At 43.9% G+C, this 20,565-nt stretch carries 14 protein-coding genes; 5 read left to right on the forward strand and 9 right to left on the reverse strand.

The features are described from left to right. Positions 1-2: 2 nt before the first annotated feature. Positions 3-1,739 carry a histidine kinase gene (locus NSS87_RS30415; RefSeq protein ID WP_339244091.1) on the reverse strand — a complete coding sequence of 579 codons (1,737 nt, stop codon included), beginning with the start codon at positions 1,737-1,739 and terminating at the stop codon, positions 3-5. A 100-nt stretch (positions 1,740-1,839) separates the two neighbouring features. Then, positions 1,840-2,274 (reverse strand): Lrp/AsnC family transcriptional regulator, encoded by a 435-nt coding sequence (locus NSS87_RS30420; RefSeq protein ID WP_042192988.1) that lies wholly within the window; start codon positions 2,272-2,274, stop codon positions 1,840-1,842. Positions 2,275-2,432: 158 nt separating this feature from the next. Here NSS87_RS30420 and NSS87_RS30425 point away from each other — a divergent pair, with 158 nt between their 5' ends. Further along, positions 2,433-2,915 (forward strand): VOC family protein, encoded by a 483-nt coding sequence (locus tag NSS87_RS30425; protein ID WP_042192990.1) that lies wholly within the window; start codon positions 2,433-2,435, stop codon positions 2,913-2,915. On the opposite strand, the gene helD is transcribed toward NSS87_RS30425, so the two are convergent. Then, positions 2,879-5,302 (reverse strand): RNA polymerase recycling motor HelD, encoded by a 2,424-nt coding sequence (helD, locus tag NSS87_RS30430; RefSeq protein WP_042192992.1) that lies wholly within the window; start codon positions 5,300-5,302, stop codon positions 2,879-2,881. The genes NSS87_RS30425 and helD overlap by 37 nt on opposite strands. A 317-nt stretch (positions 5,303-5,619) precedes the next feature. Then, positions 5,620-9,669 (reverse strand): glycosyl hydrolase 53 family protein, encoded by a 4,050-nt coding sequence (locus tag NSS87_RS30435; protein WP_339248710.1) that lies wholly within the window; start codon positions 9,667-9,669, stop codon positions 5,620-5,622. Between the two features lie 352 nt (positions 9,670-10,021). Here NSS87_RS30435 and NSS87_RS30440 point away from each other — a divergent pair, with 352 nt between their 5' ends. Genes NSS87_RS30440 through NSS87_RS30450 form a run of 3 tightly spaced genes read left to right on the forward strand, consistent with a single transcriptional unit; the run spans position 10,022 to position 12,640 of the window. Then, the gene (locus tag NSS87_RS30440; protein ID WP_231573368.1) at positions 10,022-10,564 is read left to right on the forward strand and encodes a sigma-70 family RNA polymerase sigma factor; all 543 of its coding nucleotides are present in this window, start codon (positions 10,022-10,024) and stop codon (positions 10,562-10,564) included. Beyond that, the gene (locus NSS87_RS30445) at positions 10,557-11,714 is read left to right on the forward strand and encodes a DUF4179 domain-containing protein (protein WP_339244093.1); all 1,158 of its coding nucleotides are present in this window, start codon (positions 10,557-10,559) and stop codon (positions 11,712-11,714) included. The genes NSS87_RS30440 and NSS87_RS30445 overlap by 8 nt, the downstream gene beginning before the upstream one ends. Before the next feature lie 20 nt (positions 11,715-11,734). Beyond that, positions 11,735-12,640, forward strand: a complete 906-nt coding sequence (locus tag NSS87_RS30450; RefSeq protein ID WP_339244095.1) for a DUF5643 domain-containing protein — start codon at positions 11,735-11,737, stop codon at positions 12,638-12,640. Between the two features lie 103 nt (positions 12,641-12,743). On the opposite strand, the gene NSS87_RS30455 is transcribed toward NSS87_RS30450, so the two are convergent. After that, on the reverse strand, positions 12,744-13,130 hold the full coding sequence (locus NSS87_RS30455) for a MerR family transcriptional regulator (RefSeq protein WP_042192999.1): 387 nt from the start codon (positions 13,128-13,130) through the stop codon (positions 12,744-12,746). A gap of 137 nt (positions 13,131-13,267) precedes the next feature. Here NSS87_RS30455 and NSS87_RS30460 point away from each other — a divergent pair, with 137 nt between their 5' ends. Further along, a complete protein-coding gene (locus tag NSS87_RS30460; protein ID WP_339244096.1) occupies positions 13,268-14,026 on the forward strand; it encodes an SDR family NAD(P)-dependent oxidoreductase in 759 nt (252 codons plus the stop codon). A 55-nt stretch (positions 14,027-14,081) separates the two neighbouring features. Here NSS87_RS30460 and NSS87_RS30465 read toward each other — a convergent pair whose 3' ends face one another. The 4 genes from NSS87_RS30465 to NSS87_RS30480 all read right to left on the reverse strand — a co-directional run bounded on the left by NSS87_RS30465 (position 14,082) and on the right by NSS87_RS30480 (position 20,506). After that, positions 14,082-15,284 carry a macrolide family glycosyltransferase gene (locus NSS87_RS30465; protein ID WP_339244097.1) on the reverse strand — a complete coding sequence of 401 codons (1,203 nt, stop codon included), beginning with the start codon at positions 15,282-15,284 and terminating at the stop codon, positions 14,082-14,084. A gap of 165 nt (positions 15,285-15,449) precedes the next feature. Next, positions 15,450-17,432 carry a PTS fructose transporter subunit IIABC gene (locus NSS87_RS30470; protein ID WP_042193002.1) on the reverse strand — a complete coding sequence of 661 codons (1,983 nt, stop codon included), beginning with the start codon at positions 17,430-17,432 and terminating at the stop codon, positions 15,450-15,452. A gap of 176 nt (positions 17,433-17,608) precedes the next feature. Further along, the gene (locus tag NSS87_RS30475) at positions 17,609-19,555 is read right to left on the reverse strand and encodes a BglG family transcription antiterminator (RefSeq protein WP_042193003.1); all 1,947 of its coding nucleotides are present in this window, start codon (positions 19,553-19,555) and stop codon (positions 17,609-17,611) included. Positions 19,556-19,882: 327 nt separating this feature from the next. Continuing rightward, entirely contained in the window at positions 19,883-20,506 is a 624-nt protein-coding gene (locus NSS87_RS30480) for a hypothetical protein (RefSeq protein ID WP_339244098.1), read from the reverse strand. Positions 20,507-20,565: the final 59 nt, after the last annotated feature.

Genomic DNA, 20,565 nt, shown 5'->3' on the forward strand with positions numbered 1-20,565 from the left:
CCTCACTCCCCCATCACTTCCCTGATCTCTGCATTTTCCACCGGTAAAATAATTTGAACTGTCGTTCCCGCTCCAAAATAGCTACCGATTTGAATGCCGAAATCGCTCCCGTATCGCAGTTTAATTCGTTCTTCCACGTTTCTCAGACCGTAGCTGCCTGGTTGATATGCGCTTGATCGCATGTTTTGAAGTGTCTCCGGCCGCATGCCGATCCCGTTATCAATGACCTTGAGTTCGATGCGGTCACCCAGCCGCTTTCCAGTAATACGAATCGCAATAGTCTCCCCGAACCAGGCGTGCTTGAATATATTCTCCACAAACGGTTGTAAAATCAGCTTAATAATAGGCACCTGTAAAATTTCCGGATCGATATCATAATAAACCTCAAAGGCGTCCGCATACTTCACTCTCTGAATTTCCAGATACATCCTCACCTGCTCCAGCTCATTTTCAAGGGAGATATATACATGCCCATCGTTTAATGTGAGTCGATAAAATTTGGAGAGACCTTGTACCATCTGCGTAACCTTCTCCACTTCCCCCAAATTGGCCAAACTGCCGATGGTCGACAGTGTATTGTACAAGAAATGCGGACTGATCTGGGCTTGAAGCACATCCAGCTCCGCTTGCTTTTTCTGAATGCCCTGCACATAGACATTCCGGATGAGTTCCTGAATGCTGGTCGCCATTTGATTGAAGCTATTAGCGATATAGACAAATTCATCGTTCCCTGGAAATCCGATTCTTTTATAAAAATTACCCTCCTGAAAAGATCGAACCAAATACACAATCCGCTTGATCTTCTTGCCAGATATACGTGCAACTAGAAAACCGATAATAGCCATCACCAAAAAACTGATGGAACAAACGGTACCAATCACCTTCCGCATTCTACTAGCATCTTTGTTCAAATAAGAGTGAGGTACGCGCGCCTCAATGACATAGCTTGATACCGGAATATCTTCACTAATAATTAAATAATCATCTTGTTTCGTATCTTCAGCAGCAACACCTTGTTCATACAAAGTCATTCCTGTAGCCCTATCCAACAGACGAAGTTCAATCCCCTGTTCAATCGGAAAAGTATCAAAATTACCAAATAGCTCATCAATCCTCGCCGTAACGCGAATATATCCGATAATCGCAGGTGCTGCCTTGGAAGAAACAAGCTTACGGAAATATGAAATATTACCTAGCTCACGGTCGGTATCCGCTTGAAGCCACAAACTATCTTGATTATTCGCAACAATCGACTTAAACCACTCCGTATTCTCGATCACCCGATCAGAAAGAACATAATAATCACTTCGACCGATAGGTGTCGACATATCATCACCGGTAATTTCAAGCATCGTCTCATTGACCGTAAAAAGCGCAAGTCTCAGCTTGTTGCCATACAGTTGCAGAGGGGCCTTCATATAAGGAACGATATCATCTCTCATTTTGAGCATGTTTTCCAAAGGATCTCCCCTGAACTGAAGGGCATTCTGAAAATTCGTATTTAGAAACAGCGAGTTGGTCATACGTTTGATTTCATCTGTCTGGTATTCGATGTTGTTCCTCGTCTGCTTTAATGCGGTCCGGACATTCGTTTCCGCCATTTCAGTCCTGGACTCTACGAGCATTGTATAGGCTATATAGCCAACCAGCACATCTGTCAGCAATACAAGAATGAGATACGGAATCATCATCTTGTATGTGAATGGAATATACTTTTTACTAGACAGTTTCCTCTCCATGCGCATGCTCCCTTATATACGTATCAATACGAATGCTATTTTGACCCATTTTACAATGAAAAGAAAGCGGTTACTATATCTTGTATTTGGAAACTTCGCTTTAGAGTAGCACTCTGTTCTCCAAAATATTTTTCAAGCTGATATGCGATTTGGAAGGTCCGAACTTTATAAGATGATCTTGAAATTCAGCAAGCGCCTCAATCGTTGAGGTCTGTACCTTAATGAGATAATTATATTCTCCACTAATGCGGAACAAATCGGTAACTTCCATAGCATCGTTGCAAAAATCGATGAGCTCTTGGCAATGTTCTGTTTTGATTAGAATAAAAGTAGTCGTACCCCGGTTCAGATCCCGCAAATTAAAAGCTGTATGATACCCCGATATGATGTTCCTTTCCTCCAACTTAATGATTCTTTCTTTAACGGATGGTTGTGACATCGAAACCTCTTTGCTGATTTGTGAAATGGGCATTCGAGCATTGTACTGCAATAATTGCATAATCTTTTTATCAATATCATCCATAAGATGTTCCATATCAAGCGCCTCCTAGCTCTTTTTAATAAATAAACCCATTCAACTAAAATACCTTATATTCAATAACCATGTCAGGATAAAACACTTATCTTATATATGTATCTCCTATTTTAATCCAACTATAATAAATAGTACATTAGATATAGGAGTGATTAATAATGAGCGTAAAAGGTCTTGCACATATAGCGATTCAAGCCAAAGATTATAAAGCAACAATTTCATTTTACATTGACGCCTTAGGATTTAAGTTAGGTCATCATTGGAGTCTGCCCTCCTTTCAAATCAAAGAAGCTTCAATGCTTATTTCACCTGATCAAAGAACTTGCATAGAGATTTTTGATAAGGATGCAGTCATTGCAGCCCAAGGCAAAAAAGCCTTGTCTGAAGAGGATATAGCTCACGGAGCACTCTTACATTTCGCCTTCTATGTGGATAATGTAGATGAAATGTACCAAAAAGCCCTTGCTCATGGAGCAAAGGCTTTTATAGAACCAGATTCGCTTTCTCTTGGTGAACCGCCTCTTCTGATCAAGAACGCGATCGTTCACAGCCCCAATGGGGAAGTTATCGAATTTCTTGAAGAGGTTGATTTTGATATGTCTAATTACACTTCCTCATACAAAGAGGTATCCAAGGCTTGAATAAAGCCCGACCAATCGCCTGTCGTGTATAGCAGAAGCCGATGCATCGCGCGCGTACAAGCTGTATAAAAGAGTTTACGTTCGCTCTCCCGATGATAAGTCTGTGTAGAAGCATCGTAGATTAGCACGGCGTCGAACTCTACGCCCTTAGCAAGATACGCAGGAATAATTAGCGTTCCCTTCTCAAAGGTGAGTGTCTCCTTCGTAATAAGCCGCAGATTCTCCCCACCCTGAGCAAGCAGTGCTTCATAGGCTTCGCGGCTTTCCGCAGCAGTCTTAGTAATAACGGCGATGGAGTCGAGACCTTCGGCCATAAGCGCCGCAAGCTCCTCTTTTATCCGTACCGCCCGCTCCACCTCATTGCTAGCCTTCAATAGGTGCGGCTTCTTGCCGCCCCTATCAAAAGGCACGATCTCTTCATTAGGTAGCAGCGCCTTCGTAAACTCCACAATCTCGCGAGTCGAACGATAGCTTCGGATTAAACGAAATAGATTCGTTTCCTCTTCACCATAAAGCCGGATCAAAGGAGAATTCACCTCTTGCAGATTCGTCGCTTGCGGGAAAATCGCTTGACTGAAATCGCCGAGAACTGTCATGCTGGCGCGGGGAAACAATTGCTTGAGGAACGCGAATTGGAACGGCGAATAATCCTGTCCTTCATCAATAAATAAATGCCGCACCATTGTATTCGTACGCGAACCCTCGATAAGCTCTTTTAAATATAGGAATGGGGTCTCATCCTCATAAAACAGCTCGGTACGGCTCAACTTTTCCTTCGTCTGCTTACAAATTTCTGACCATTGGTCAGGCACTTCGGTCTCACCCGTCATTTTCTGATACGTGGCTTCATCCCTAAATAACTGCTCGTATAATCCAATCGTATCTATGAATTTCAACCGTTTGGCATCCCGTCTTAGCGGTTTGAAGTGCTCCTTCACGATCATACGACGCAGTAACTCATCTTCCTGTGAGCTAAAGTCAAAGACATTCTCTTCCCCGTCCTTCTGAGTACGAAAATCGCCATAGATTTCAAGATACTGCTCTGTAAAATCGAAGACAGCTTCCTCTCGCCGGTACTTCTTAAGCACCTCACTGTAAGCTTCGGCATATTGATCGTTGTCGAGGTAATCGACTTCATCTTGAACCCAGGGCGCTTCCATTTCCTGACGCTCTAGCTTAGTCAGCTCACGCAGCAGCCATTCACGTAGTAAAGCAACGCGATTAGCCAATCGTATAGAGCTGTCGTAGCTGTAAAATTGCGACTTCATTTGCTCCGCAGTAATCAACTCGCGGTCCCGGAAACGGATACTGTGGAACAGCATACCTTCTTTGCCTAACCATAACGCGTAGCTTTGAAGAGCATGCAGGAAAGCCTCAGAAGCCTTATATTGCATCCCCGTTAACCGTGCTTCATACCCCTGCGAGGATTGTGACGTCAGTACATATTCAATCTGCTCGAAGGGGTCCTCCAAATTCATCGTGGATCCGAGCCAATAGGCAAGGTACTCCTGAAAGGTCGTTTGCTGCATATTCTCTTCGCCGAGCTCAGGGAGCACCGTCGATACATAACTGTTAAACATCGGATTTGGCGAAAAAAGAACGATCTGATCTGCCTTGAGCCTATCGCGGTGTTTGTATAATAAATACGCTACCCGTTGCAGCGCTGCAGACGTTTTTCCGCTGCCAGCCGCTCCTTGCACAATAAGCATACGGCTTTTGTCATTGCGGATGATGGCGTTCTGTTCCTTCTGGATGGTCGCCACAATGCTCTTCATTTGTGAATCTGCGCCTTTGCCAAGCACCTGCTGAAGCAATTCGTCCCCGATCGTTAAGCTCGTATCGAACACGTTCTGGAGCTGACCGTAACGGATCTGATATTGCCGCTTCAGCATCATCTCACCTGTAATCTGTCCTCCCGGCGTTTCGTAAGTAGATGGCCCTGGGGAATGATCATAATACATGCTTGCAATAGGCGTTCGCCAGTCATACACCAGAAAGTCCACACCGTCTGCATCAACGAAAGAAGCCACTCCGATATAAATTTTCTCACTCAAGCCCAAACCATCTTCTTGAAAATCCATTCGCCCAAAATAGGGAGATGGCAGTAGCCGTTTCATATTCTTAAAACGCTGCACCCGCTGCCGGTGGCTGCGCTCCCGCTCCGACAACAACGCTTCTTGCTGCTTTATACTGTAGAAGGTCTCTTCGAAATCTTCGTCTGTGCTCGTATTGACCGTGACTTCTTCCCAAAACCGCTTGCGAATGTCCACCACTTGATCACGTAGCCCAGTCACTTCTGGCTCTAGTTCTGCGATTCTTGATTGCAGCTTTTCCGTAACCAAATCAAGCCGATCTTGTTCTTGCTGCCAATCCATTACATTTACCATCTTCACGAACACGCTCCTTTTCATTCTTGTTATAAAGAAGCAAAAATTAAAATTTGACAAACTGTTAATCCACATGGTATTATAATAGTGTAGATAAGATGTTACACTTATGTGTAAATTCGTGAAATCAACAGTGATTATTTTATAATATCACGATCTTTCTTTGCATGCAAATTATTTATATAAGTAAGAAGAACCAGCAGACTCTGCTGGTTCTTCTTTTTTTGAATGCCAAGCTTGGGCACATATAGAGAATAGACAAAAAGACCGTCCTAAGGACGGTCTTTTTTCTTACTACAGTAAGTTTACTATTTAGTTTACAGCAGATTCATAATGATGGTTACTGCCTCTGCTCTTGTTGCCGTCTCATTTGGTGCAAATACATTGCCGTTACGCCCGCTCACAATGCCTGATTTCTTCACGGCTGCAACCGCATCCTTTGCCCATGCAGGAATTTGGCTATCATCAGCAAAGCCTGTTGATGCCGCCGTTGTTAAATCTCCCCCTGCTGCTCTAGAGATCATAACTGCTAGCTCCGAACGTGTTATGCTCGCTGCCGGACGGAAGGTAACATCCTCATAGCCGCGTATAATCTTCGCCTCTAAAGCTTGTGCAATGGACTTCTCAGCCCAAGCAGGGATTGTATCTGTGAAGCCCAATTCCACACCGTTTCCTGTTGGCTTCAGCGCATTCATCAGCATCACCGCAAATTCAGCGCGTGTCACCGCACCATTCGGTTTGAACGTTCCGTCGGTATAACCCTTGACGATCCCTTCGCTCACCGCTTTCTTAATATTAGCCTGTGCCCAATGTCCCGAGATATCGCTAAATTGAGCCTCTGTTGTCGGTTCAGTAGATGCATTGGTTACCGGTAATCCAGTCGCTTGATCCACTACGAGTACAGCAAACTTCGTAAAGTGATCCACATCTGCAGCAATGCGATTTCCATCTATTTTGCCGCCATTAACTTTCACCCAGCTCTTCTTCACTTCATCATAATAAAAGATCGCTACAGTCTGGCCGCTCTTCACTTGTCCTGAATCGAACACAAAGGTTAGCGTGACCGGTTTACTAAAGTTCTCCGCGAAGTTTTTTAGAATCTCATAGATCGGGCTTACGAGAATCTCATGATTGCTGAGAAGACTCTCTGTTTGGAGTACTTTCTCAATTGTTAATGTCAGTTGCTTGCCTGAAGCATTAGCCGGAATAGAAATCACAAGCCCATTATCCAGTCTGACTTCACCGGATTGACCTGCGGGAAGCGTCAATTTCCCGTTGGTGGAGATAACCGGAAGTACGATGTTGGAGCTACTACCGCCATCATTACCACCGTTGCCATTATCATCAGAACCGTTATCTTGCGCAGCTCTCGTTATCGTTGCAGTATATCTAGTACCTGTGCCATCCTGGGCAATTACGAATAACTCCAAACGATTACTACCTACTTCAAGAGGAAGTTCTACGCTTGTCTCCCCGCTTGCCAAACTTATCGGACCAGCCACAAGCGTATTGGCACTATTGTACACACTCGCTGTCAAGGTACCATAAACAGCATCGCTCGCCGTTGCCGTCACTGTGAAGTTAGATAAGGAATACGGTACACTCGCTGTATAATCGTATACACTTCCGCTCACTGTTTGATCCAATGTTATGCCGCTCAAATTCATGCTATTCAAGCTTGCACTAGAACTTAATGTCGTAAACGTAATCTCTTGCCCATAGCTAACTCCGACTCCATTCACGGCATAGGCACGTACATGATAGGTAGATCCCGATTGAAGTCCCGTAAGTTTCACTGAAAAGGCTCCTGTTCCACCTGATTCAGCTATGGCCTTACCGTCAGCAATTGTAGGAGTGGCGGTAGTGGAATATACAACACCCCGCTCTGTAACCTCAGCACCACCATCCGAGGTGATGTTTCCTCCAACCTTAGCAGTCATAGAAGTGATTTGTTGTACTTCTGCATTTGTATCAACAATAGCAGACTCTTCAATACCTCTTACATAGCTTAAATAGAAATCATCAATCGTTCCCCATGCGCCGCCATCGGCTTTGATATTTGCTCCGATCGTTAGCGTTCCATCGGTAACGAGAATATCCCGAATCTCAGGATTATTCCACTGTGCCCATCCTTTCACACCGGTGTTTACTTTTACTTCCTTACCATCCGTTACAGCAAACAGATTCATATTGGGGTTGGCAGCATCTCCCCCTTGAATAAACATCGAAAGATTATAATATCCCGGCTTCAGACCAGAAATAGTCTGCTCTACTCTAAAATCCACTGCTTTCGCAGAGTAGAAATGTAGTGAATAGTTGCCTGTTTTGGCATCTGTAACTTTATTTTGGTAGTCTGTATGTGGAGCATTAACGTCAGCATAGGTGATTTTCCACATGCTTCTATCGCTATTTTCAAAGCCTGCGTTGATGATAAAGTTCTCTTTTTTAATAACTAGAAGAGCCTTTACCACCTGACCGCCTTCCGTCGTTCCACCAATCACATAGCTGCCCGCACCCTTGCTAATGGCTTGCTCAAGCGCAACTTGATCCCAAACCACTGACATCTTGCCGGAACTTCCATCATTGTAAGTAACACTTACGTCTGTTGGCAGATGGATTGGCTCCCCAGCAATCGCCGTTATCGAAACATCCTTAATTTCATCTACAGCAATAGGGGCCACTGCGCCTGTATTCACATATTTGAACACATTCAGCGAGGCAAGCGGATGTCCGTTAAAATCAAACAAAGCCTGGTTATCAACGGCACTTCCGCCATACCATTCCCCTGCATCATCAGGGTCATATTCCTTCGCGTAGCTGGATGCCCAACCGGAACCATACTGTTCCCAAATCAACTTATTCTGCTTCAGATTTTCTTTCGGACCTACCGGAAGCCAAGCAGGCTCCCAATAAAACACGCCAATTCCCGCTTTACCCACATTCGCAACCGCTTCGATCACGTCTCTAACTGAGTTAGCCTGACCTTGAACGCTGATAGGGTAGTTTAAAGTTTGACCTGAACTTTGCGGCGCTGTATTTCCGTGTCCATCCCCGTCTTCTGCGGTATACGCGTAAGAGGTTTCGGCTACCATTACTTTTTTACCATAAGTATCAGCTACTTGCTTCAACACGGATGTCAAATTGCTTAATGTACCGTGCCAGAATGGATAATAAGAACTTGCAAACACATCATAGTCTACATTGTTATCTTGCAAATTCTTCGCTATAGTGGCATATCTGCCTGCCGACTCCGGATTTGTAAAATGCAGAGCAACCAGAATATTAGGATCGATCTCCCGAATGGCTTTGCTTCCCTCATTGAACAATTGGCTCATCTTCGTCCAATTAGATTCACCAACAAATTGTCCATTCGTTTCATTGCCTACCTGAACCATGCCAATATCAATACCTGCATCAAGCAGGGCTTGCAGGCTCACTTTGGTATATTCGTAAAGTGCAGTCTTCTTATCTTCGAAACTCAGATTGGCCCATGCCTTAGGCGTATGCTGCTTGGCCGGATCGGCCCAAAAGTCGGAATAATGGAAGTCCACTAGCAGCTTCATACCGTTTGCGGTCGCTCTTTTCCCAATTTCAATCGCGGTGGCCAGATCATTATTGCCACCACCATAACCTTTTCCAGCTGTATCAAAAGGATCATTCCATATCCGTACCCGAACGTAATTAACCCCGGCTTCATGTACGGTTGTAAAAATATCCTGCACTTCTCCGTTTTCATTGTAAAACTCGACTCCGCTATTCTCTAAAGAAATAATACTGGAGATATCCACGCCTTTAATAAAATCAGGCTGGAGTCCTTCCACCTTCTTTACAAAAATATCCGCCGGCACCGGCTGGGTCGTATCCGTACTCAACTGTTTCAACTCAAAGCTGTCCAGAAATCCATATGCGCTTGGAGCGCCGCTTATGTTCGCACCAACCTCAAGACTCGGGGTATCCTGCTTCAAGATAAATTTCAGGGTGAGCGTTCCCCAAGCATTATAGCCAGTGGTAGCAACAGCGGATGCCTTCTCGTCACCCGCAAACAATTCAACATTCCCCGTCTCATTGTCAGTACCGCCCATCGACTTGACTGAGAGCTCATAACTTCCCGCAGGGAGGTTCGTTATAGTCTGCTTAAGCGAGATGGTCTGGTTTCCAGTAGCGACTTTGTTAATCCAATATTTGAAAGCATGAGCTCCTTCATCTGGATTTAGCCAAGTATCATCGGCATATGCAAAATGCTTAATTTCTACTTGATTCCAATCTGACGTATCGACACTCCATGATCCATCTTCCCAGAAATTGTCCTCGAAACCGCCATTTACTATTAAAGAACTGTTCGAATCTGCAGCCAAAGCACTCCTCATGTTGAATGAGAATGAACTTAGCAGCAATAACACTGCTAAAAATGCAGAGATACCCTTTTGATTAACTCTCACGTTCTGATCACCTTCCATTCTAAATTTTCAGATGCATATGTGTGCGTCCTAAGCTATGTAAGCACTTACAAATCAATATACCAATAGTTAAAATATTTAGTAACGGATGAAAAGATAACATTTTGTATGCTTAAGCAAGCTTTATAGGCTTTAATCTTCGTTTTCCATTATTCTGGAATAGATGATATTAAATAGATTTCAGATTTTTTTATCCAAATATAACTTTTTGTATACCTTCTCCATCTAATCATACAGAGGGCCCTCAAGGAGGAAAAATCATTTGCTGGAAAACGAACTGGATATCAAAAAAGCGCAGAAAGGCGACCACGAGGCGTTTACCCGTCTTTTCAGGCAACTGGAATCCCAGTTGTACAGATTAGCCAAAACCATTCTGCTAAAAGATGAAGATTGCGCGGATGCTCTTCAGGAGACGACACTGAAGGTGTATAAAGGGTTGGCCAACCTTAAGCAGCCTAAGTTTTTTAAAACCTGGGTTATACGCATCCTGATTAATGAATGCAATCAGTTACTTCGTATGCGAGAGCGAACTATAGCTGTGGCGGAAATTCCCGAAGAACCGGTCGATTCCTATGTGCATTTTGAAGATTCAGGCAACGTAGACCTGCAAAGCTTCATTAATCAGTTGGACGAATCCCTGCGGCTTGCTATCGTGCTTTTTTATTATGACGATTTATCCATTAAGCAGATTGCAGATGTGCTCGACATCTCCGAAGGAGCGGTCAGGGCACGACTTCATCGCGCACGGAGATTGTTGTCCAAACAGATACATCCTGTGCGGGAGGAGGGTCTTGCTAATGAATAATAACAATTTAGAAAAGCAGATCAGGGAGCTAGGAAAGGCTAATATACAGGAGCTTCCACCTTTACTGCGGTCGCGGCAGGATTCGATTTATGCATCACTCGCCACAATTGTCCAGGATCCTGTGGAAAAGGAAAAGAAAAAAAGGATATATCCAAAAATCGCAGCTGCTGTATCTGCAGCGATAGTGCTAAGTGTTATGCTAACGGCCGTCTATCCGCCAACGTTGGCCAATGCGCTCAAGCAGCTTCCATGGATAGGCGGAATTTTTGAACGGGCAGATGATATAGGATTGCAAGCTGCTCAGCGTCTGGGTCTGATTACCCGACCGAATAGCAGTGATACGCATGATGGAATCACCTTGTCTTCCGAAGAGGCTGTATTTGATGGCAACCGATTGGCATTCTCAGTGAAGCGCGAGGGAGAAGGGCTGGACGGGAAGCTCACCGGCGTGACGATTGGAGCGGATGGGAAGCCTTTTCTAGGCAAAGGTTCAATAATGTCCGCAGAAGTTTTGATCGATGGGGTTTCAATGGAGGAATTCTCAGATGGTCATTGGGAAGCTGTTCCTTTTCTAACCTGGATGGAAGGCAAGGAGCAGAGTACAGCTATTTTTCAACTGGTGGATTCTTCGAATTTGGGGATCACCAAGCCTTTCCCTGATCAATTTGAACTGACTGTAACCCTTCTCTTAAACGGTATAGATACACCATACATTCTGGAGATTCCTGCACGTAAGGTTACAGAAAATAGTATTGTCGTACCTGATATGCGCGCACAAGCAGAGGGATGGAGTCTGACGCTGCAAAAGCTGGAATATAGCCCATTAACCACGCGTCTGTTACTCAACATTGAACAAGAGACTGACGGGGATTACGCAGATTTTAATACATTGGGCTTTGAAGTGACGGATGAACAGGGACTGGTTTTGGAAAATATATCGCAAAAAGCACTCCTTTCATCCAATAGATCACAGGATCTGAATCTGCTTGTAGAGCCGTTCGAGAAACATCCCAATATGCTCACAATCCGTGGCTATCTTTATGAGTTCGAGGATCCAAAAAGTAAGAGTGGCGCATTCAAAACAGACAGCTCCGGAAATCCTGTGAAGCATTATATCGATGGCCTGGAAATAAACGTGCTAGTTAAATAAACACTAAGGAGAATGATATCATGAAGAAAATGACAACGAAATTGTCTGTAATTTTAAGTGCTGCTGTATGCCTTGGAGCGTTGGGAATGCCGGCTTTAACCCAAGCAGCCAGTGTTCAAACCGCCGCTGAAGCTTCCCTGAATACAACAAAAGCCGCCGATTCACACGATCAGCTTACTTTAAAGGGCAGTGCACAGTTTGACGGTAATTATATTAAGATCGATCTGAGCCGTGAGGGATCCCTGTTCTCAGGAATGCTCGCAGGGGTAACCTTGAACGATAAAGGTGAGCCTTACCTTGCAGAAGGAACCATTATGGCAGTAGACGCCAAGCTCACTAATTCAGGTGGAATTGATTTTAAATCACCACGCTGGATCAGTGATGGTGACGCCAACAAGGCGGTTGTTGTATTGCAGACCGGATGGCTAACTGAGCAGCAAAAGGCAAGCCTGGCTTCCTCTGAATTGAGCATCCATGTGAAGCTTAACGGAATCGAAGATCCGTATGTACTAAAGTTTTCTCTTAAGCAAGCAGGAGTAGCGCGTAACATTCAGCTACCAGCTTTAAAGAAAGACAACCAATTTGAAATCAAAACTAATCGTGTTGCTGTGGGAGAGACTTCTGTGCGCATTGCTTTAGCAGTTAAAGGGGTTGCTACCCAAGCACAGGCTTTAGGATATGATATTTATGATAATCTGGGAAATGAATTAGAATATATTGCACGGGAATCTGTTGCAACAACCCAGAATACTGTTTCTGAAGATTTATTGTTCGAGGCGCTTCGCCCGGCCGCAGAATATCTCATTATCAGACCTTATCAAGCAGTGTTTGAAAAAGGCACTGCAGGGGCTTATAAAGTAGATGCCAAAGGTAATGTAGTTAAAAATTACAACAAGCAACTAGAGATCAAAATTCCTCTGAAATAATAAACGCTGCAACAGATCCATATGTATGAGGAAAAGGGGATTACCTGTTGGCCGTGAGGCCTGAGGTAATCCCCTTTTTCATGGATAAAGCGTAATTTTACAACTAATCATCCATAGACAAATCCAGTGTATTCCCTTTACTAATGAAGACCTTGTAATTAGCAATTTTGTCGTTCAGCATCCTCTCTGTCTCTGTTAAATGTCTGATTTGATCCTGAACTGAGCTTCTATGATCTTCCAGAAGATTCAAGCGGGCTTGGCTTGTATGTTCTCCTTCTAAATATAACTGGGCATATTGCCGGATTTGTGAGATGGGCATTTGGGTTTGTTTCAACCTCAGTACAAATCGCAGCCAAGCAAGATGAGTATCATCATATACCCTTTCTCCATTCGCATTGCGTATCGGAGCAACGATCCCTTCTTTTTCATAATATCTCAGTGTATATGTGGTTATCTCCAATAACTTGGATACCTCGCTAATCGTGTACATGCATATCCTCTAATCTATTTTATTTTGAAAGTCACCCTGATTATAAAAAACATTTGCCTTAGAGTAAACTCTAACCTATATAATCAAATCGCTGTAAGATCGAATTACATTCTCGTAGAAAAATAGGAGGAAATCACATGAAATATACTGTAATTACCGGGGCTAGTTCAGGGATAGGTTATGAAACTGCCCTAGCTTTTGCTTCTCGTGGAAAAAACTTAATCCTTGTGGCCCGCAGAAAGGAACAGCTAGAGGAATTACAGTCTAAAATCGCTCGTATTCATCCTAATGTAGAGTTTGTCATTCAAAAGATTGACTTATCCGTTATCGAGAATGCTTATACGTTGTATGAAAGCCTGCGAGGATATGCCATCGAAACCTGGATCAACAATGCCGGATTTGGAAACTTTGCTTCAGTGGCCGAGCAAGATTTAAATAAAATAACTACAATGCTACATCTGAACATAGAAGCGTTGACTATACTCTCCTCTTTATTCGTTCGAGACTACTCCACTATTGATGGCACGCAATTAATTAACGTTTCATCTGGTGGCGGTTATACGATTGTAGGCAATGCTATAACGTACTGTGCAACGAAGTTTTATGTAAGTGCATTTACTGAAGGACTATCCCATGAGTTGAAGAGTCAAGGTGCACCTATGCAGGCTAAAGTGTTGGCACCTGCCGCAACAGAAACAGAATTCGCGAAACGTGCTTTCGATGTCACGAATTTCGAATATCACGGCGCTGTGCGGAAATTCCATACCGCAAAGGAAATGGCTGGCTTCATGCTTGATCTGTATGACAGCAATCATGTGGTGGGACTTGTGAATGGTTTAACGTACGAGTTTGAGTTGAGAGATGCTATTTTTAATTATGTGGAGAGTACGCGATAGGCTTGTCTCGAAAGTTAAACAAATATGGCCATCCTTCAACGGATGGCCATGCACACTAACCAAGATATTGACACTTCCATTCGAAAATCTCATCAACAGCTTGATGAGGTCCACCGGATGTCCGAAAGGAATCTTTAGTCGTTGCAACAGCTTTTTGGAATGACGGAAGGGTGAGCACAAGCTCTACAGCTTCACGCAGTTCGGTTGCAGTTAATCCTTGCATTTGTAATTTAATGCCCGCTCCAATATTGACGACTTGCTCCGCAATGATCGGCTGATCCGCACTTTGTGGGATTACAATTAGCGGAACCCCATAGTAGAGACCCTCATGCGCACTATTCATTCCACCATGTGTAATGAATATTTTTGTGTACTGTAATATATCCGTCTGTGGAACATAGTTTTTAACTATAAAGTTGGGAGGAATTTCTCCCAAATCATAGATTTGCACTTTGTTCCCAATGGACATAACAATCGTATGCTCCGTATTCCCGAATGCCTCAAAACAAAGCTTATAGAAATCACTTGCTTGGTTGAAGACCGTACCCATTGAAATGTAAATTAGGTCCTTCCCCTTGATTGCAGAAAAATCAAAATGATCTGGCGTTAATCGTGAAGAGATGGAAGGACCCACGAATTTATACGATAGGTCGAAGGTTTCTCCATAAGGTTGAAACTCCCTTGTCGTATACACGATTGTAAGTGGTGCAGGATTACAGAACACTTCGTAAGGAGAGTGAATTTGCACACCATATTGTTCCTTTATTTTTACGCTCAGACTTTGAAATCTATCGTCTACAGCTTTTACTATTTCTGCAGGGGCTTCTGTGTAGAATCGTTCCATGACTTGATCAAATGATTCCTTTGTCTGTGCAAAAGAAGTACAAGAGTTGATTGCAGGAAGATTAAGAATTTGAGCCAGTAAACGTCCACAACCAAACATCGAATCATGGATGATGTAATCGAAATGCTCCCCCTTAATCTGTTCAAGAACGCTTGGTATAACGATATCCGCCGTAAGTAAAAGCCCATTGATTCTTTCAAGCAGATAATCTCTCCCACCTGAAATAAAGGCTTTTATAAATTGTTGAGCGTCCAATGTCCGTACTATAGCACCTGTCTCCTCCATACGCTCCCGAAAAGCTTCTATAGTGAAGTACACTACCTCTTCTCCACGAGAAATAAGCTCCTGTACAACGCCAATCGTTGGATTGATATGTCCCTCTGATCCAGCATTAATAAATAAGACACGTGCCATTCCTATCCCTCCTCAGTTTTACTATTCTCTAAATTGTACAGGAGTAAGGGGCGGTGCACCATACCAGCTCTTCTTCAAAACAAAATCATTAATCATAAAAGAGGCTCTCCGCTGCAACAGCGAGAAAGCCTCTTTTGTTATTTACTTTAAGCTCAGCGTATTGGATCAATACACCTGACCAAGCAACTGGTATGCTTCTTCCTTGGATTTAACCGCCAAGAGATCTCCCCTGAAATCATCATCCATCAGCTTACGAGATAAGATTTGCAGTACTTTAAGATGGGCGTTTCCCTTACTGCTGCGTGGCACCGCTATCATAAAGATCAGTTTAGCTTCGCTTCCGTCTAGGCTGTTCCAATCTACTCCGTTCTGCTTGATACCAAATACAATGCTTGGCTTCAGTACGGCGTCCGATTTACCATGGGGAATGGCTATATTCAGACCGATGCCTGTCGAGCTTTCTTCTTCCCGGGCCAATATAGCCTCTTTGAATTCACCGGCAGAGCTTACCGCTCCGGCCCTCTCCAGCGCTCCAATCATTTCGTTAATAATAGCGTCCTTAGTATCTCCATTCAGATCCAGATTAATCAAATCCGGTGTAAGAATATCGGTTAATTTCTCAATGTGAATGGCTGGCGCTTCCGTCGCGGTCCGGTCATTTGCCTGTTCCAATGCCGACACGTCTGTGGTAGTTTTCTCAGCTACTATGACAGAATATTCAAGATCCGCTTCTCCCAAGACAGCCTGGGTTTCAGCTGTAACATCCTTTTTCAGCAGCCTGATCATGACAACTGTTACCGCCGAACCGACAATGACGGCGACAAAAAACATCAACACATTGTCTACTGCACCAAGCACGGCTACAATCGGTCCACCATGGGCTACTCTGTCCCCAACATGGCCAAGCATCGCTATCACCGAACCGACCATCGACCCTACCATGATACTCGGAATGACACGCAGAGGATCTTGTGCGGCAAACGGAATTGCACCTTCGGTGATACCAAACAGTCCCATTGTAAATGACGCTTTGCCGGCCTCTCGTTCTGCCGGTTCAAATTTACGTTTGCTAATCATCGTTGCAAGTCCCATACCAATTGGAGGGATACAAATAGCAGCGGCGATTGGGCCCATAATTTCATAGTTACCTTCTCCGATCATGGCCGAGCCGAATAGGAATGCAACCTTGTTCACTGGACCGCCCATATCGAAAGAAATCATCGCACCCAGAATCAGGGCTAGCAAAATCGAGCTTGTACCCTGCATACCTGCGAGCCACCCCGTCAGGGATTCAAACAGCTGTGCGATTGGAGAACCAATCAGGAATACAAAAATCAAACCGACAATCAGGGAGGTTAATATTGGAATAATGATGATTGGCATGATAGGTTTTAGTGCCTTAGGAACTTTCATTTTCTTGATTCCAAGCGCTACATAACCCGCTAGGAAACCGGCGATAATTCCGCCGATGAATCCAGCTCCCGCCTCACTTCCGTAAAAACTTCCGTTTGCGGCGATGAATCCTCCTACCATACCCGGAACAAGACCTGGTCTATCCGCAATACTCATCGCAATAAAACCGGCTAATATGGGCACCATGAAGGTAAATGCGGCCGATCCGATGTCCAATATCGTCTTCCAGAATGAATCATCCGGTATGACTAGTCCTCCCGGAGTTTTCACGCCACCAAGGGTCAGCGCAATTGCGACCAGTAAGCCGCCGACAACGATAAACGGCACCATATAGGACACACCATTCATCAAATGGCGGTAAATCGGATTTTGCTTCGACTTTTTCTCCTGCTTGATATCTTCAGCAGACCGTAATTGTGCTCGGTAGACCTTCACATCATCGCTCATCACCCGTCTGATCAGCTCTTCCGGATGGCGGATGCCTTCCTGTACGCCAACTACAAGCAGCTTCTTGCCGACAAACCGATCCTTTACGACCGTTTTGTCTGCCGCGATAATTATGCCATCCGCTTCACGGATATCCTGCTCGGTTAACTGATTCTCCACTCCAATAGAACCCTGAGTTTCAACCTTCATCTTGATGCCTAGTTTAGCTGCCGCCTTTTGAAGATTTTCGGCGGCCATATACGTATGTGCTATTCCGTTAGGACACGAGGTAATTGCCAATATTTTCATAACCATTCTCCTTCACTATAAATGTTTCCGCTTACATTCATAGTATAAACGCCAACCATCTCCTTCTCAGATTGGAATTTTACCGCAACTTCCGGAAAAACTAAATTTATTCTTGTCAAAAAAATAAAGCGATATTAAAAGGTCATGCTTTTTCGTGTGTATAGCCTAATTTTAATTTACCCTTTCAGTCTGCTCAGAAATTTCATCACATCAGTTTCCTTGGACAAAGCACTGACAAAAGCCGGACGCTCACTGATCAGCGACAATTCCTTAAATAGCTGCCTCGCTTCTTCCCGTTCTTCACTTTTTAACGCTAGCATAAACACGAGCTCCACTTTTTCAGTTCCCCAGAGGAGTGGCTGCTTTAAGGTGGCGATTGCAATCACCGATTGTTTGATCAATTGAGGGCTACCATGCGGAATGGCAATCCCTCCCCCTATAGTCGTAGACGACATTTTTTCTCTCCCCAGAGTGCTTTCCGAATAACCTGCCTCCGCATATCCCTTGTCCACCAATACTTGCCCCAGCTTAGCTATAATCTGGTCTGGCTGCTGCACATCCTGCTGGAGAAAGACTAGAAATGGTGTTGTGTACTTCAAAAAAATGGATTCTTGTCTGTTGTTTGGCTCATCAAGCTGTTTAATTTCATGTTCCAGCTTTCGCTCGTCTCTAGCCTCCAGCAAGGGGGAGACATGGATATGAGGGATCTTCAGCCCCGAAAGAGCGACGGTAGAAATGACAAGATCAACTTTATGGGTAGCTAAATAGTCATGCACTTCCGCTTTGGCCATCGATGCTTCCACATGCACAGATGGAAATTTACGTTCAATTTTCGTTCGGAGCAGTTGGGACATACCAATACCCATGTGACATATGATAATCACCTTTTTTGGATTACTCTGGCCTTTATGAAGCCTTTCAACAGATGCCTGGAAATGCAGCGTCAGATAGGCTGCTTCTTCCTCGGGAATAGATAAATGAAGCGATTCACCCATCTCTTCCAGCGCAACAATGACCCGGTCGAACATATAGGGATACATTTTTTTGATCTCGGCCAGCATCGGATTGGACACGGCCAGCCCGTAATCAAGACGGTTCAGGGTAGTATATAAATGAACTTTCAGACCATTCATCAATACTTGATCTTGGGAAAACTGAATCATGTTAAGCACCGACATCCGGCGCGTCAGCTGCTCCACAATCCCCTGTAAGAGAGGCTGTCTGTCCGCCAAATCGTCCCCACTAGAACCCTCACTCTCCTGACGATAGCGGAATTTCCCACCAAGTAGGCGCAATGTTAAATAAGCTGCTTCTTTACTGGGGAAAGACACGGCAAACAGCCGTTTCAAACGCAGCAAAAACTCCTCGGCCCATATAAATTCCGCTTTTTTCTGCAAAAAAGCAATTTCTTGATCGGAGAGAGAGATTGGTTGTTTAAGTTTGGTTCGTTTGACCATCAGCAAAATATGTAGCATTAGACTTTCAAAGGCTTCATCTGTGTAATAAAGCGAATGCCGTTTTTGCAGCGCCCTTAATTCATTGTATACGCCAGCAATCTCGTGTTGCTCAAATTGCTTCATCATCATCTGTCCCGTCAACTCCGAGCTGTCTATCAACTGGTCCAAGCGCACCAAAGCCGTCCTTTTATTTTTTTCGGAGCCTTCAATTGCAAGGCCAACTCTCTGCTTGGAGATTAAGGCTAAATTAAAGGGTTGTAACCACACCTCAATTTTCTCTACATCTTTACGAATAACAGCTTTGTTCACAAAATACTGCGACGCTAAGTCCTGAATGGCTACGGGCTTGGCATCCATCAGCAGCCGATAAGCGAGATGCAGAACTCTTTCCTCGTCGGATTCATGTCTAGCCGAACTTTCTCCTGCATAAAGACGGTGGAATAAATCAGCCTGATCGGCTTCGTCAATCTCCAGATAAATGCCCCGCCCCGGCCTTTTCACCAAGCTTGTATTTGAGTACCTTTCTATATATTCTTCTATAATTTTCAGATCGCTCCGAATGGTTTTCTCTGAGCAGTTGATCTCATCAGCTAGATTCTGCACTAACAATAATCGGTTCGATTCTGTTAACAAAATGCGAAAAATCTCTTTTTGCCTATTATTCATCAGATCTCCCTGCTTCCATCATATTTTAGTGAGATACAAGAGCAGGGTCTCTCCCTATTATTTAATGATTAGTTTATTAACCTGAACTGAAGCGTTCCATAATCAGACTCAGCCTCTTCAAGCTTTTTCTTTACTGGAATAAACAGCATAATTATAGAGCTTACTACAAAAAAAATAAAAAAAGAAGCGGGTCCCTCGTAGTTGACGGGATTAAGCAGTAGTTTTCCGGTGTTCGATCGTATTTCTCCTGTACGTCATATGAAGGTAACTATGCCTTTATGAGCTTAACGGGCTATCAGCGAAAAAACAGATCATTGAACCTTAGAATCAACGTGGATCCACTCTACTTGTTCTGCGTACTTTATCGTACAAATAAAAGGATGCGATGCCAGCGCTCAATGTTCCGCAGATCATATCCATCATCGTATCGGTCAAACTACCATTTTGCGAATGAAGCTCAAAGAGATGATCCACCGTAAACTCATAAATCTCCCATATTCCAGCCATTGCAACAGCAAATAGAAACGCGAACCAAATGATGATGTTGGAAGGCAGACCGCCCAGCCCTTTACGCTTAGCCATCTTGATCAAGATGAATCGTCCTACGAAGAATAAAATAACTCCAGACAGCAGATGCTCAATCTTGTCTAAATAAGGGATAACACCATACATATTGAACAAATTGGCGAGCATCATCGTAATCGCGATAAAGACCAGCACCGAGAATCGTAGTGCAGGAGGCAGTTCACTTTTGGTCCATGTGATTAAGCCCCTAAAGAGTATCAGGACGACAATGATAAGACCCGCTTGAAATGTTTTATCATAATTCCCAATCAGGGCAAAATAAACAATTGATACTCCGCAAATGAGGTAGAGAATCATTTCAAAAAAATAATTGAACCTATGGTTTCTAGAAGTTTCTTGCATAGCAGTTCCTTTCTGACTAGACATGTTTAATTAATTATCACCCGTTCAAAGCCACCCCATACGACAAACATATCATTAGTTAT

The organism is Paenibacillus sp. FSL F4-0243, from assembly GCF_037963295.1.
Taxonomy (GTDB): domain Bacteria; phylum Bacillota; class Bacilli; order Paenibacillales; family Paenibacillaceae; genus Paenibacillus_AQ.